The organism is Streptomyces sp. NPDC054834 (genome assembly GCF_053611185.1).
This window is the reverse complement of sequence record NZ_JBSGZV010000006.1, coordinates 98,519-111,493: the sequence shown is the minus strand read 5'-3', so window position 1 is coordinate 111,493 and position 12,975 is coordinate 98,519. Positions and strand designations below refer to the sequence as shown.

The following is a 12,975-nucleotide window of genomic DNA, read 5'->3' as shown; positions in this document are numbered from 1 at the left end:
GTGGATTTCTCCACAGAACGCCAGGCCTCACTGGTTCACGACCCCGAAGGCATGGGAGGCTCTGTGTATTGCGAGCCTGAAGTCGAGGAGAGTGAATCCTTGCGGTCCGACGCCAACATCGCGGGACCGATGACCGATCCGGTCCCCGGTCCCCGTACCGAGTCGATGGGGGCGGATGTTTCACGTGAAACACCGCCTCCGATGGACGACACTCCCATCGGTCGCGCTGCCCAACTTGCGGTGGAGGCTCTCGGCCGCGCAGGTGAAGGCCTGCCACGGCCTGAGCAGACCCGGGTCATGGTGGTCGCCAACCAGAAGGGCGGTGTCGGCAAGACGACGACGACCGTCAACCTTGCCGCTTCGCTGGCTCTCCACGGCGGCCGCGTCCTGGTGATCGACCTCGATCCGCAGGGCAATGCGTCCACCGCCCTCGGTATCGACCACCACGCAGAAGTTCCGTCCATCTATGACGTGTTGGTCGAGAGCAAGCCCTTGTCGGAGGTCGTCCAGCCGGTTCCCGATGTCGAGGGGCTGTTCTGCGCCCCGGCCACGATCGATCTCGCCGGTGCGGAGATCGAGCTGGTGTCCCTGGTGGCCCGGGAGAGCCGGCTGGAGCGGGCGATCCGGGCCTACGAGCAGCCACTGGACTACATCCTCATCGACTGCCCGCCATCGCTAGGCCTGTTGACGGTCAACGCGCTGGTCGCCGGACAGGAGGTGCTCATTCCGATCCAGTGCGAGTACTACGCGCTGGAGGGACTGGGTCAACTGCTGCGCAATGTCGACCTGGTACGGGGGCACCTCAATCCCGACCTGCATGTATCGACGATCCTGCTCACCATGTACGACGGCCGGACGCGGCTCGCGTCCCAGGTCGCGGATGAGGTGCGCACCCACTTCGGTGACGAGGTGCTGCGGACGAGTATTCCCCGATCGGTCCGCATCTCCGAGGCGCCGAGTTACGGCCAGACGGTCCTGACGTACGATCCAGGTTCGAGCGGTGCCCTCTCCTATCTTGAGGCCGCACGAGAAATCGCGCTGAAGGGTGTCGGCGTCAGCTACGACCCGATTCAGGCCCACATCGGCGCACAGAGCAATCCGAGCATGGTGGAGGGGATCCAGTGAGCGAGCGACGGAGGGGACTGGGCCGTGGTCTTGGCGCACTGATTCCTGCTGCCCCCACGGAGAAGAACCCGCCCCCGGCCCCGGTGGGGGTTGCGGTGTCCCCGTCACCCGCGACGGTACCGGTCCTGACGACCGACCGGGGAGTGGCCGCGGCGAAGGTGGCCACGCTGCCGCCCGTTTCCGAGGAGCCCGAGGAGCCTTCGGTGAACGGAGCCGCGGAGGTGCCCGCGCCCCCGATGGGTGCGCACTTCGCCGAGATCCCCCTCGACTCCATCACGCCCAACCCTCGTCAGCCGCGTGATGTCTTCGATGAGGACGCGCTCCAGGAGCTTGTGACCTCCATCCAGGAAGTCGGCCTCCTCCAGCCCGTCGTCGTACGGCAGCTGGGTCCGGACCGCTACGAGCTCATCATGGGCGAGCGGCGCTGGCGGGCCTGCCGTGAGGCCGGGCTCGAGGCGATCCCGGCGATCGTACGGGCCACGGAGGACGACAAGCTCCTCCTGGATGCACTGCTGGAGAACCTGCACCGGGCACAGTTGAACCCGCTGGAAGAGGCGGCCGCCTACGACCAGTTGCTGAAGGACTTCAACTGCACGCACGACCAGCTGGCGGACCGCATCGGACGTTCCCGTCCGCAGGTCTCCAACACGCTGCGTCTGCTGAAGCTCTCGTCTGCCGTGCAGAAGCGGGTGGCCGCCGGTGTGCTCTCCGCCGGGCATGCCCGAGCGCTGCTCTCGGTCGAGGACTCGGAGGAGCAGGACCGGCTGGCCCACCGGATCGTGGCCGAGGGGCTTTCCGTGCGGGCGGTCGAGGAGATCGTGACGCTGATGGGCTCGCGGCCGCAGAAGGCGCAGCGCTCGAAGGGACCGCGGGCCGGCGCCCGGGTCTCCCCGGCGCTGACCGATCTCGCCACCCGGCTCTCGGACCGCTTCGAGACTCGGGTGAAGGTCGACCTGGGGCAGAAGAAGGGCAAGATCACGGTCGAGTTCGCCTCCATGGAAGACCTGGAGCGGATCCTGAGCTCACTCGCTCCGGGCGAGGGGCCGGTCCTTCAGAAGGGCCTGCACGACGGTGAGTCCTCGGAGTTCGAGGAGACGGAGGCCTGACCGCGCGGTTGATCCGCGCGGACGGGCAGAGGAGCGGATCATGTCCGGTAAGTACCGGAACACGGTCCGCTCTTTGCTTTCAGGCGGTTTCTAGGCAATCGCATCGTGGATACCATGCGATGGAGTATGGCGCATCCACCTGACGGCACCTCTGAGTGGGAGGCGGGGGCCATGCGATCGGTGAGCCGCACCGGACTGGTGAGCGCGGGCCTCGGGCTCGGCGTGGTCGGCGGGTTCGTCGGCAGTCTGCTCAGGGAACGGAGCGCACTGACAGCCGCTCGCGAGACCGCGGGCGAAGGAAGCGAGGAACAGCCTTCATGGGGCGCCGACTCGTACCGCTCACGTTGGACAACCTTCAGGACCTTCCCAAGCGCTGTCGCTCGTGCGTCTTCTGGGAGCTGGACCCGGTCAGCGGTGAGGCCGCGGTAAAGGCAGGGACAGCCGCTCTGGAGAAGGAGGCATGGATCTCCGCCGTCCTGTTGGACTGGGGGTCCTGCGGCCGGGTGGTCTATGTCGACGACATCCCGGTGGGCTTCGTGCTCTACGCTCCGCCTGCCTATGTCCCCCGGTCCACCGCGTTCCCCACAAGCCCGGTGTCCCCGGACGCGGTGCAGCTGATCACCAGCTTCATCATGCCGGGCTATCAGGGGCAGGGGCTCGGCCGGGTGATGGTCCAGACGGTCGCCAAGGATCTGCTGCGTCGCGGGTTCAAAGCCATCGAGGCGTTCGGTGATGCCCGTTGGAAGGAACCGGCCTGTTTGCTGCCCGCCGACCATCTGCTGGCCGTGGGTTTCAAGACGGTCCGGCAGCACCCCTTGCATCCCCGGCTGCGACTGGAGCTCAGGTCGACGCTCTCCTGGAAGGAAGACGTGGAGATGGCGCTCGACCGGCTGCTGGGAGCCGTGCAGAAGGAACCGGCGCTGCGTCCCCTCTAAGTGTCTCTGTAAAGCAGATGGGCCAACCCCGAGGGGTTGGCCCATTCGTGTTTCACGTGAAACGTCACTCGGCGATGAAGTCCTCGAGGTCGCGGACGATCGCGGCCTTCGGCTTGGCGCCGACGATGGTCTTGGCGACCTCGCCGTGCTGGTAGACGTTCAGGGTCGGGATCGACATGACGCCGTACTTCGCAGCCGTGCCCGGGTTCTCGTCGATGTTGAGCTTCACGACCTCGATCTTCTCGCCGTACTCGGCGGCGATCGCCTCGAGGGACGGAGCGATCTGACGGCACGGACCGCACCAGGCGGCCCAGAAGTCCACCAGGACGGGCTTGTCGCTCTTGAGGACGTCCTGCTCGAAGGAGTCGTCGGTCACGTTCTTCAGGTCGGCCACGGGTGGCTCCTAACGGGTGCGTGCGGTGGGGTGGAAGGGGGTCAGACGGCGGTCTTCTCGGGCTCCGGCTCCTCCTCGTCCGCGAGGGCGGAGAGGAAGCGCTCGGCGTCCAGGGCGGCGGAGCAGCCCGTGCCGGCCGCGGTGATCGCCTGGCGGTAGGTGTGGTCGACCACGTCACCGGCGGCGAAGACACCGGTCACGTTGGTACGGGTGGAGGGCGCGGCGACCTTCAGGTAGCCCTCCTCGTCAAGGTCCAGCTGGCCCTTGAACAGCTCGGTGCGCGGGTCGTGGCCGATCGCGATGAACAGACCCGTCACCGCCAGATCCGACAGCTCGCCGGTCTTGAGGTTGCGCAGCTTCAGGCCGGAGAGCTTGGGGTCGCCCTGGATCTCGGCGACCTCGCTGTCCCACACGAACTTGATCTTCGGGTCGGCGAAGGCGCGTTCCTGCATGGCCTTGGAGGCGCGCAGGGTGTCCCGGCGGTGCACGATGGTCACGGACTTGGCGAACCGGGAGAGGAAGGTGGCCTCCTCCATCGCGGTGTCACCACCACCGATCACGGCGATGTCCTGATCCCTGAAGAAGAACCCGTCACAGGTGGCGCACCAGGAGACACCGCGGCCGGACAGCGCGTCCTCGTTCGGCAGACCGAGCTTCCGGTGCTGCGAGCCGGTGGTGACGATGACGGCCTTGGCCCGGTGGACCGTGCCCGCGGTGTCCGTGACGGTCTTGATCTCTCCGGTCAGGTCGACCGAGACGACGTCGTCCGGGATCAGTTCGGCACCGAAGCGTTCCGCTTGGGCGCGCATGTTGTCCATGAGCTCGGGGCCCATGATGCCGTCGCGGAAGCCCGGGAAGTTCTCCACTTCGGTGGTGTTCATCAGCGCACCGCCAGCAGTGACGGCTCCCTCGAACACCAGGGGCTTCAGCGACGCGCGCGCGGTGTAGAGCGCCGCCGTGTAGCCGGCGGGCCCGGAGCCGATGATGATCACGTTACGGACGTCGCTCACGGCTTGATTCCTCGTCTCTGGTCTGCGTCATTCGACCGGTGGGAGCCCTGTCAGAACTCTCACCCCACCCAACGGATCCTAAGGGGCGCGCATTCCCGGTGTGTCCGGGCACACGGGGGGTTCACCCACGGTACGGATAACCGCGCTGGGCCAAGACGAAGCCGCCTTGTTCAGGGACGTACGAGGGACTGCTTCGCCAGGACCTTGCCCGCCGAGACGGGCTGCCGGCTGACACAGGCGGCGTCGACGACGTAGGCCGTGACCCGAGTGGGGTCGGAGGCGTCGGACACCACGACGAGGAAGGCGTCCTTTCCTTCGTAGGTCCCTGTCTTCGCTCCGAGGACGTCACCGTTGCTGTTGACGCCGTCCCGGACGCACTCCGGGACGGGGACAGAGGTCTGCATCAGGGTCTTGGCGCTCTCGGAGCCTCGTTGTGGCTTCTTCTTCGCCGAGAGAAGGCCGTCCACCTGACTCCTGAGGTCGCTTCCGGAGAAGGTGCCCACGGAGGCCGTCTGCGTGCCCTGTGCCGTCGAGCTCGACTTGTCGGTGCCGAGGGATTGCAGGAATAGAGACCCGGCACCCAGGACGGCCGCGGTGAGGACGGCGCCCAGGACGACGGTCCGGCGACGGCGCCCGCGTCCGCGATCCTTGCGGCCCGGTCCGGTAGCCGCCTGCGGGCGTCCGGCGGGGCGGTCTGCCGCGGTCGGTGTTTCACGTGAAACATGAGTCACCGGTGCCTCGGCGGCGAGGGCGGCATCGATGCGGTCGGCGACATCGGCGGGCATGCGGGGCGGCTCGGGCAGCGTGCCCAGAAGGCCCCGAATCTCTTCCAGAGAGGCATGGACGTCGGCGCAGAGCTCGCACTCCTCCAGATGGCGTCGTATGTCCTCGGTCCGGGACGGTGGGAGGAGGCCCTCGGTGAGGTCGGAGATCTCGGCGACGTCCGGGTGCCCGGCCGCGTCTGTCGTGGAAGTCACGCTCGCCCACCTCCGCCCTTCACTGTGTCCTGAGGCCCCGCTGCGGGTGGGACGGATGTCCCCTGCGTCCGGTTCCGTGCTTGGCCCGGTTCTTTCCCGTCGCCGGGCTTTTCCGGCCGTAGGTGGGACAGCAGCGGCAGCAGTCTGGCTCTGCCTCGGGCGCAGCGGCTCTTCACCGTGCCCGTCGGTACATCCAGGACACGGGCGGCCTCGGCCACGGGGTAGCCCTGCATGTCCACGAGGACGAGGGCGGCGCGCTGGTCGGGCGGAAGAGTGCCGAGGGCTTCGAGGAGCTGGCGGTGCAGGTCGTTTCTCTCAGCGGGAGCCGAGGCCGCCTCGTGCGGCTCCAGCAGCTGTTCGAGGCGCTCGGTGTCGTCGACGGGAGCGGTCTTCCGTGAGGCGGCCTTGCGGGCACGGTCCAGACAGGCGTTCACCGTGATCCGGTGCAGCCAGGTCGTGACGGCCGACTGGCCCCGGAAGGTGTGTGCGGCCCGGTAGGCCGACACCAACGCGTCCTGGACCGCGTCAGCGGCCTCCTCGCGGTCCCCCAGCGTCCGCAGGGCCACGGCCCACAGCCGGTCCCGGTGCCGTCGAACGATCTCCCCGAAGGCGTCGGGATCACCTTCGACGTGTCGGGCGAGGAGATCCTCGTCCTTCGCGTCGCCGTAGCCGGCGCCATCTGCCATCCGCCCCTCCCTCGGGGGCAACCTTACGGACTTCCCGGCGGGAATCCAGCCTCAGCTGGTCACCTTGATGTCTGCCACCCTGCCGCGCCAATGACCGTCGTCCGGCTGGAGCGGCAGCTTGGTCAGCCACACCAGGAGGTAACGCGACTTGATGGATTTGCCGGGCTTGAGTTCCACGGTGGTCCCCGAGCCCTCGGCGACCTTGGTGTAGGCGGCGAAGGAGGTCGGCCGCGAACCTGCGTCCGCACCTGCGCTACGGAGCTCGACCGACGTGTCCCCCTCGAAGGTGACGGTCACCTTCCCGACCTGCTGGACCTTGCCGAGGTCGAGGATGACGCCGACGCCCGATTTCAGATTGCCGAAGTTCGCGCTCAGATAGAAGTCCGTCTGCCAGTACGAGGCAGGGCTGTTGTCGAAGGCCTTCCCTATGTCGGCCGGTTTCTCGGAATGGTCTTCGCTGAAGGGGTCGAAGTCCCAGGCCTTGGTGATGGCGATCGGTTTGCCGGAGGCGGCCGGCTTCTTCGTGCCGCCCTTGCCGCCCCCGTCCGTGGTCTGCGTGGTCGGCGTGTCCTCGGACTTACCTCCCTGGTGCATCAGGGCGTCCGCGAGCTGCCAGCTGCCCAGGCCGAGGGCGGCGATGAGCAGGGCGGAAACCGCCCACTTCAGGGCCTTGCCGGTGCGGCTCTGCAGCGGGGGCGGCGGGGTCGTGAGCGGCTGGGTGACGCCGGGGTGCGGGGCGGGGCGGCCGTACGTGCCCTGCTGGTACGTCGTGCGCTGGTACTCCGGCGGGGCGGTGAACGCGGGCTCCGGCGGCCGGATGCGCGGCATCTCCCCGATCGCCTTCACCAGCTCCTCGGGCGTGGTGCAGGGCGACTCGTGCCGGGAGGCGGTGGCACCGTCGTTGGCGAGTGCCCGCATGGCGAGCTCGGACAGCCCGCGGTGCACACCGGCTCGCACCTGGTCCGGCGGGATCGGACCGATGTCCTTGGGTAGGCCGGACAGGCCGTAGGCGTCGTTCTCGTACGGCCAGCGCTGGGTCAGCGCCGCGTACAGCAGGGCGCCGATCGCCTCGGTGTCGGTGCGTTGCGGGGTGTCGGAACTGATGCCGCGCAGTGCCGCGTTGACGGCGAGGCCGCGGATGCGCCACTGGCCGGTGGAGGCACGCAGGACGGCGTTCGGGTTGAGGCGCAGGTGGGCGAGGCCCTCACGGTGGGCCGCGGCCATGGCGGAGGACACCTGGCTGACCATCTGGTAGACGTCGTGCGGCTCCAGCGGCCCGGCGGCCAGCAGCGTGGACAACTCGGTGGCGTCGGGCAGCCACTCGTGCACGACGTACACGAGATCGTTCTCCTCGACCGCGTCCAGGACCTGGACGAAGCGGGGATCGCCGAGCAGCGCGGAGGAGCGTGCGGCGGCCAGCACCGAACGGGCCCGCGTGTGATCCGCGGGCAGGACATGGACGCCGACGGCACGCCGGAGTTTCTCGTCCACCGCTCGCCAGCTGCTGAATCCGTCCAGACGGGTGACGCACTCCTCGAGACGGTAGCGTCTGGCCAGCTTGTGACCGCTGTGCAGTTCGGGAGGCGAGGCCTTTCCAGGCCCGTCCGTCCCACCGCTCCCCTCCGCCTCGTCGCTGTCTGTGTCCCGCTCCGGGTTCTGGGCCACCCCGTCGGCCGTGGACTGGTCCGCCTTGGCGGTCAGCGGCTCGTCACCGCTGTTGTCTGCCACGTCGACGGCAGCCGTGCTACGTTCCGCCACCGTCGTTCCCTGCCTCCCCATCCATTGCACCCTGTCCGACGCCGAAACCAATTGTGCCCACAGTCCGCCGCTATGCACGACACGCGGCGGCGAACGATGGTTGTGCGCTTACCCCCGCCTCAGCGCCCCAGGCGCCCGCGCACCATGCCCACGAGGGAGTTGAGCTCCTCGATGCGCATGCGTCGGGCAGCGACGAAGAAGACCCCCAGGAGGACCGCGCCACCGGCCAGCAGCGCGGCGAAGGAGCCGAGGGCGCCCTGACCGAGAGTGTGGCCGATTCCGTAGCAGGCCGCACCACTGAGCAGGGCGGCGGGTACGGAGGCGATGCACAGCCGCGCGTACGTCCTGGTGACCCGGGCGCCGTCCAGGTCGCCGCCGAGTCGCTTGCGCAGCCGCTTCCAGGCGACGCCCACACCGATCGCGTAGGCGAGGCCGTACGCGGCCGCCATGCCGGCCACGGCCCAGCGGGCGGGGAGAAGGAAGTAACAGGCCCCCGAGGCGCCCGCGTTGACCACGGCCACGATGACGGTGTTGTAGAAGGGGGTGCGGGTGTCCTCGTAGGCGTAGAAGGCACGCAGGACGACGTACTGCACGGAGTACGGGATCAGGCCGAGGCCGAAGGCCATCAGCATGTAGCCCATGTTGGTGGCCTCGCTGGTGCCCGACGAGCCGAAGATCAGCGTGCACATCGGGATGCCGAGCGCGACGAATCCGAAGGCGATGGGCACGATGGCGACCGCGGTCGTGCGCAGGCCCTGCGAGATGTCGTCGCGGACCGCGCCACTGTCACCCTCGGCGGCCGAGCGCGAGATACGCGGCAGCAGGGCCGCCATGAGGGAGACGGTGATGATGGCCTGCGGCAGGCCCCAGATCAACTGGGCGTTGGCGTAGGCGGCGAAGCCGGTGCCCGCGACGCCGGCGCCCTTGCCGGCGGCGGTCGACAGCTGGGTCACGATCATGGCGCCGGCCTGGTTGGCGAGGACGAACAGCACCGTCCACTTGGCGAGCATCGCGGCCTTGCCCAGGCCGTGGCCCCGCCAGTCGAAGCGCAGCCGCAGCCGGAATCCGGTCTCGCGCAGGTACGGGATCATGGCCAGGGCCTGGACGACCAGGCCGAGCAGTACACCGATGCCGAGGAGGCGCTGGCCCTCCTGCGGGATGTTCGTGACGGTCATGTGGGAGTTGGCAGCGGAGCCGTACACCCAGATGAACATGCCGAGCGTCACGATGATGACGATGTTGTTCAGGACCGGGGTCCACATCATCGCGCCGAACTTGCCGCGCGCGTTGAGGATCTGACCCATCACCACGTGGATGCCCATGAAGAAGATCGAGGGCAGGAAGTAGCGGGTGAAGGTGACCGCTACCTCGTTGGCCGCCGGGTTGGTGGCGACGGAGTTGGAGATCATCCGGACCAGCAGCGGAGCGGCGAACATCGCGAGCGCGGTGAGCGCGGCCAGGGCCACCATCACGAGCGTCAGCAGCCGGTTGGCGAACGCCTCGCCGCCGTCCTCGTCCTCCTTCATCGCCCGCACCAGTTGTGGGACGAAGACGGAGTTGAGGCCGCCGCCGACGGTGAGGATGTAGATCATCGTCGGCAGCTGGTAGGCGACCTGGAAGGAGTCGCCGAGGAAGCCGAGGCCCAGCGCGGAGACGATCAGCGCGGAGCGGATGAAGCCGGTGAGGCGGGAGACCATCGTGCCCGCCGCCATGACGGCGCTGGACTTCAGCAGGCCGGCGGCCTTGCCGCCTTTCTTCCCGACGGGGGCCACCGGAGCGGCGGCCTCCTGCCCCGCGGGGCCCGAGGGGCCGCCGGGGGCGGCCGGAGCGGGCGCGGAGGCGGAAGCGCCGACGGCGGGCGACGCCGCGGCGCCGGGCGAAGCGGCGGAGTGGGAAGCGGCGCCGTACGCCCCGGCCCCGGCATGCGGAGCGGCGGAGTACGAGGCTGGCGGGTACTGCCCGGCGGGCGCCTGGGGCCCGCCCGGTGCGGCGGCCGGACCCGGTACGGACGGTGGCTCCGTCGACGGGTGCCCGCCGCCCTGCTGCTGGTCCCGGAAGAGGTGTGCGAAGGCGTCCGGCTGGTGGCGCTCCTCGCCGGAGTGCGTCACCAGGTCGTCGACGCCCACGAACTGGGTCGTACGGGGGTCGTCGCCGTACGGCAGGTACTGCGTCGGGCCGGACGGTTCCGGCGCGGGGGTCTGGGCCCACAGGTTCGGGTCGGGAGCGTACGGCGACTGGGCCGGCTGGGCGTACGGCTGCTGCTGCGGATACGTGCCCGGGGGCGGCGGGGGGTGGGCGGCACGGTCGTACAGCGCCTCGGCGACCGGGTCCTGGGCGGAGAGGTCCTGTGCCCGGTAGGGGTCCTGGTCGTAGGCGTCCTGGAGGTACATGTCCGCCGCGTGCTGCGGCGGCACCTGGCCGGGCTCGGGCGGCTCGGGGTAGCCCGAGCCGGCCGCGGCCTGGCCGCGGTCACCGTCGTACGGCGAATTCATGGTTACCCCACCTCATCGTCCCCGGGCCCACCGGCCACGACATCGCTCAACGGTCCACTCTCTCACCCGTCCCGGACGGGTCGGTGCTTTCCGGTGCGGTGTCCGGTGTCGGGTCACCCGGCTGCTCCGGGTCGCCTGCCCGGGAGTGCGTGTCGGATTCCTCCGTGGGACGGTCGCCGGCGTCTCCGGGTTCATCCGGTTCCTCCGCGCGCTCCCCCGCCTCGTCGGGGCCCTCGCCCTCGGTCTGCCGGGCGGCCGCGCGCTTGCGCTGGGTGTACATGCGGAATCCGGCGAGGACGAGCAGCAGGACGCCGCCCCCGATGACCAGCATCACCGTGGGCGTGACCTCGGTGACCTTCACGTTGAACTGAACCGCTTTGCCGTACTTCTGGCCGTCCTGCGTGTACAGCTGGGCGGTCACCATCACGGGGCCGTTGGCGTTGGCCGACGTGGTGAACTTCACGGACTGGCTGTGTCCGCCGGAGACGGCGACGGGCTGCTCCATGTAGGACTTGCCGCCGATCTTGAGGCGGGTCGGCATGGTCGAGGTGAGCCGCAGCATGAGGTGGTCGGCGCCCTGGACCAGGTTGTTCTGGACGGTCACCGGGATGGTGGCGCTGCGGCCGGAGAGCTTGGTCTCCGACTTGGGGATCAGCTTGACCTGCTGGGCGAGGTCGTCGATGTAGTTCTCCACGGCCTGCCGGAAGCTGTCCGCCCTGCTGCTCCGGCCCCGCCACGACAGGGACATCTCGCGGTTCATGGCCCGCCCGAAGGGGGTCACCACCCGGGACTGGTCGGTGAGGATCACCTTGAAGTTCTCGAGCTTGTCCTCGGTCCGTGCGATCTGCTCGAAGGCCGACCGCGGCAGCTCCTGCTTGCGCAGCGAGGACGGATAGGCGGACCTCGACGGGATCCGCGTGGTGGCGTCGGCGTCCGGCTTTGCCTTGGCCGCCGCGGCGAGATCCTGGGACTGGCTCCAGGTTCCGCCCTGGAGCGCGGTGATCGCCTGGGCCATCGCCTGGGCCTGCCCCGTGGACGGCATGCGCTGCGGGGCGACGAGGATGCTGCGCTGCTTGTCCGTCTGGTGGTCGAGCTCCAGGCTCTGGGCCAGGAACTGCTGCACGGCGAGCGTGGCGGCGCCCGCCTTCGTCAGGTCGCTCTCGAACGCCGTGGACAGCCGGGCGTCCGCGACCACCGCGGTGGTGCCGCCGCCGACCGGACGGGCGGCGGACGGCGTGTAGGACAGGTTGCCGGTCTCCTGGAGGCTGTCGCTGCGGGCGATCACCTTGTCCGCACCGGCGGAGGTGGCGACCTTGATGATCGAGGGGTCGACCGCGCCGTCCACGGGCCAGGCGAACTCGGTGCTCGGTGTGACGTGGAGCACGGTCTTCACCGTGGTGGAGGCGACGTCCGTGGCGTCCTTGAGGTGGCTCAGCGACCCGGTGACGCTCGTTCCGTTGTGGGCGAGGGATGCCAGGTCCGGGTCGGCGAACGGCAGGGCGACGACCTCCTTGCCGGCCACCGCTTCCTGAAGATCGGCGAGCCACTGCTTCGCGACCGCCTGATGGGTGCCGGCCGTGGTGGTGCCACCCGGGCCCTGGATCTTGTAGTTGCCCGCCATCGCGTCCACGGCGGCCAGCAGGTCCGGGTCGACCACCCAGGTGACGTCGAGGTCCTTGCCCAGCGCCAGCATCTGCGCCAGGCGGCCGCCCGGGGCGATCTCCTTGGCGAGATCGTCGTTGAGGAAGACCGGTGTCTGATGTTCTCCGGCGCCGGTCTTCGCCGTCATGTGGACGGTGGAGATCAGCGGCCACAGATACGTGGTCTTCGTCCGGGTGTCGGCCTCGCCCGGCTGCCACGGAAGGAAGGTGCGCCGGATGCCGAGCACCTGGTCCCACGGCTGCGCGGACGTCCGGCCGGAGAGCGAGACATCGAACTCGTAGACGCCGTCCTGGCCGAGGTCGAGCTTGTCGATCGGTACGGAGATGCTGAAGTGCTCGGCGACGCCGGGAGTCAGTTTGGCGAACTTCTCGACGTACTTGCCGCCGACCTCGGAGCCGACGGAGGCCTGGAGGTCGTCGGAGCGCTTGGCGGTGGTGTCGATCGCCGACCGGGTGTCCAGCTGGGGACCGACGCGCAGCCCGACGTGCGCGTTGTCGACCGTCTGCTTGCCGTTGTTGGTGACCGTGCCGGAGACGGTCAGCGTGTCCCCGTCGGTGGGCGCGCTGGGGCTCAGGGAGTCCAGGGAGACGTCCACCGTGTCCGAGACAGCGGCCTGGGCCGGAGCGGCGGCGGGCAACTGGAGCAGGCCGGCCAGCAGCGGCGCCCCGGCGAGCAGTGCTCCGGTGCGCCGCAGCCAGCGGCGGGCAGGTGAGGGACTCATCCCCTGGAAGTCTGCCGCCTCGGCCACGCGCTCGCCCGTCCCTCGTCGTCGTCAGTGGTCGTCGGAATGTGCGTCCACGCATGGTAACGATGCGCGCCGAGGGGAAGTG

10 protein-coding genes are annotated in these 12,975 nt (G+C 69.3%); 3 read left to right on the top strand and 7 right to left on the bottom strand.

What is annotated here, in order from left to right; genetic code table 11:
- Positions 1-51: 51 nt before the first annotated feature.
- The 3 genes from ACWGJM_RS10885 to ACWGJM_RS10875 all read left to right on the top strand — a co-directional run bounded on the left by ACWGJM_RS10885 (position 52) and on the right by ACWGJM_RS10875 (position 3,166).
- On the top strand, positions 52-1,125 hold the full coding sequence (locus ACWGJM_RS10885) for a ParA family protein (protein WP_453411499.1): 1,074 nt from the start codon (positions 52-54) through the stop codon (positions 1,123-1,125).
- Positions 1,122-2,231: a ParB/RepB/Spo0J family partition protein gene (locus ACWGJM_RS10880; RefSeq protein WP_453411330.1), complete on the top strand. Its 1,110-nt coding sequence runs from the start codon at positions 1,122-1,124 to the stop codon at positions 2,229-2,231. The genes ACWGJM_RS10885 and ACWGJM_RS10880 overlap by 4 nt, the downstream gene beginning before the upstream one ends.
- Positions 2,232-2,548: 317 nt before the next feature.
- Positions 2,549-3,166 carry a GNAT family N-acetyltransferase gene (locus tag ACWGJM_RS10875; protein ID WP_453411329.1) on the top strand — a complete coding sequence of 206 codons (618 nt, stop codon included), beginning with the start codon at positions 2,549-2,551 and terminating at the stop codon, positions 3,164-3,166.
- A gap of 64 nt (positions 3,167-3,230) precedes the next feature.
- Here ACWGJM_RS10875 and trxA read toward each other — a convergent pair whose 3' ends face one another.
- From trxA to ACWGJM_RS10840, 7 genes are all read right to left on the bottom strand, one after another.
- Entirely contained in the window at positions 3,231-3,560 is a 330-nt protein-coding gene (gene trxA / locus ACWGJM_RS10870; protein WP_453411328.1) for a thioredoxin, read from the bottom strand.
- Between the two features lie 41 nt (positions 3,561-3,601).
- A complete protein-coding gene (trxB, locus tag ACWGJM_RS10865; RefSeq protein ID WP_453411327.1) occupies positions 3,602-4,570 on the bottom strand; it encodes a thioredoxin-disulfide reductase in 969 nt (322 codons plus the stop codon).
- A gap of 170 nt (positions 4,571-4,740) precedes the next feature.
- Positions 4,741-5,547 (bottom strand): anti-sigma factor family protein, encoded by an 807-nt coding sequence (locus ACWGJM_RS10860; protein ID WP_453411326.1) that lies wholly within the window; start codon positions 5,545-5,547, stop codon positions 4,741-4,743.
- Positions 5,544-6,233 carry an RNA polymerase sigma factor SigM gene (gene sigM / locus ACWGJM_RS10855; RefSeq protein WP_453411325.1) on the bottom strand — a complete coding sequence of 230 codons (690 nt, stop codon included), beginning with the start codon at positions 6,231-6,233 and terminating at the stop codon, positions 5,544-5,546. Before sigM ends, ACWGJM_RS10860 begins: the two co-directional genes overlap by 4 nt.
- A gap of 51 nt (positions 6,234-6,284) precedes the next feature.
- A complete protein-coding gene (locus tag ACWGJM_RS10850; protein WP_453411324.1) occupies positions 6,285-7,991 on the bottom strand; it encodes a protein kinase family protein in 1,707 nt (568 codons plus the stop codon).
- Positions 7,992-8,110: 119 nt separating this feature from the next.
- Entirely contained in the window at positions 8,111-10,483 is a 2,373-nt protein-coding gene (gene murJ, locus ACWGJM_RS10845) for a murein biosynthesis integral membrane protein MurJ (protein WP_453411323.1), read from the bottom strand.
- A gap of 46 nt (positions 10,484-10,529) precedes the next feature.
- On the bottom strand, positions 10,530-12,893 hold the full coding sequence (locus ACWGJM_RS10840) for a DUF6049 family protein (protein WP_453411322.1): 2,364 nt from the start codon (positions 12,891-12,893) through the stop codon (positions 10,530-10,532).
- Positions 12,894-12,975: the final 82 nt, after the last annotated feature.

Coding starts and splice junctions, on each gene's coding strand:
- ACWGJM_RS10885 (WP_453411499.1), top strand. CDS start 52: ATGGGAGGCTCTGTGTATTGCGAGCCTGAAGTCGAGGAGAGTGAATCC.
- ACWGJM_RS10875 (WP_453411329.1), top strand. CDS start 2,549: ATGGGGCGCCGACTCGTACCGCTCACGTTGGACAACCTTCAGGACCTT.
- sigM (WP_453411325.1), bottom strand. CDS start 6,233: ATGGCAGATGGCGCCGGCTACGGCGACGCGAAGGACGAGGATCTCCTC.
- murJ (WP_453411323.1), bottom strand. CDS start 10,483: ATGAATTCGCCGTACGACGGTGACCGCGGCCAGGCCGCGGCCGGCTCG.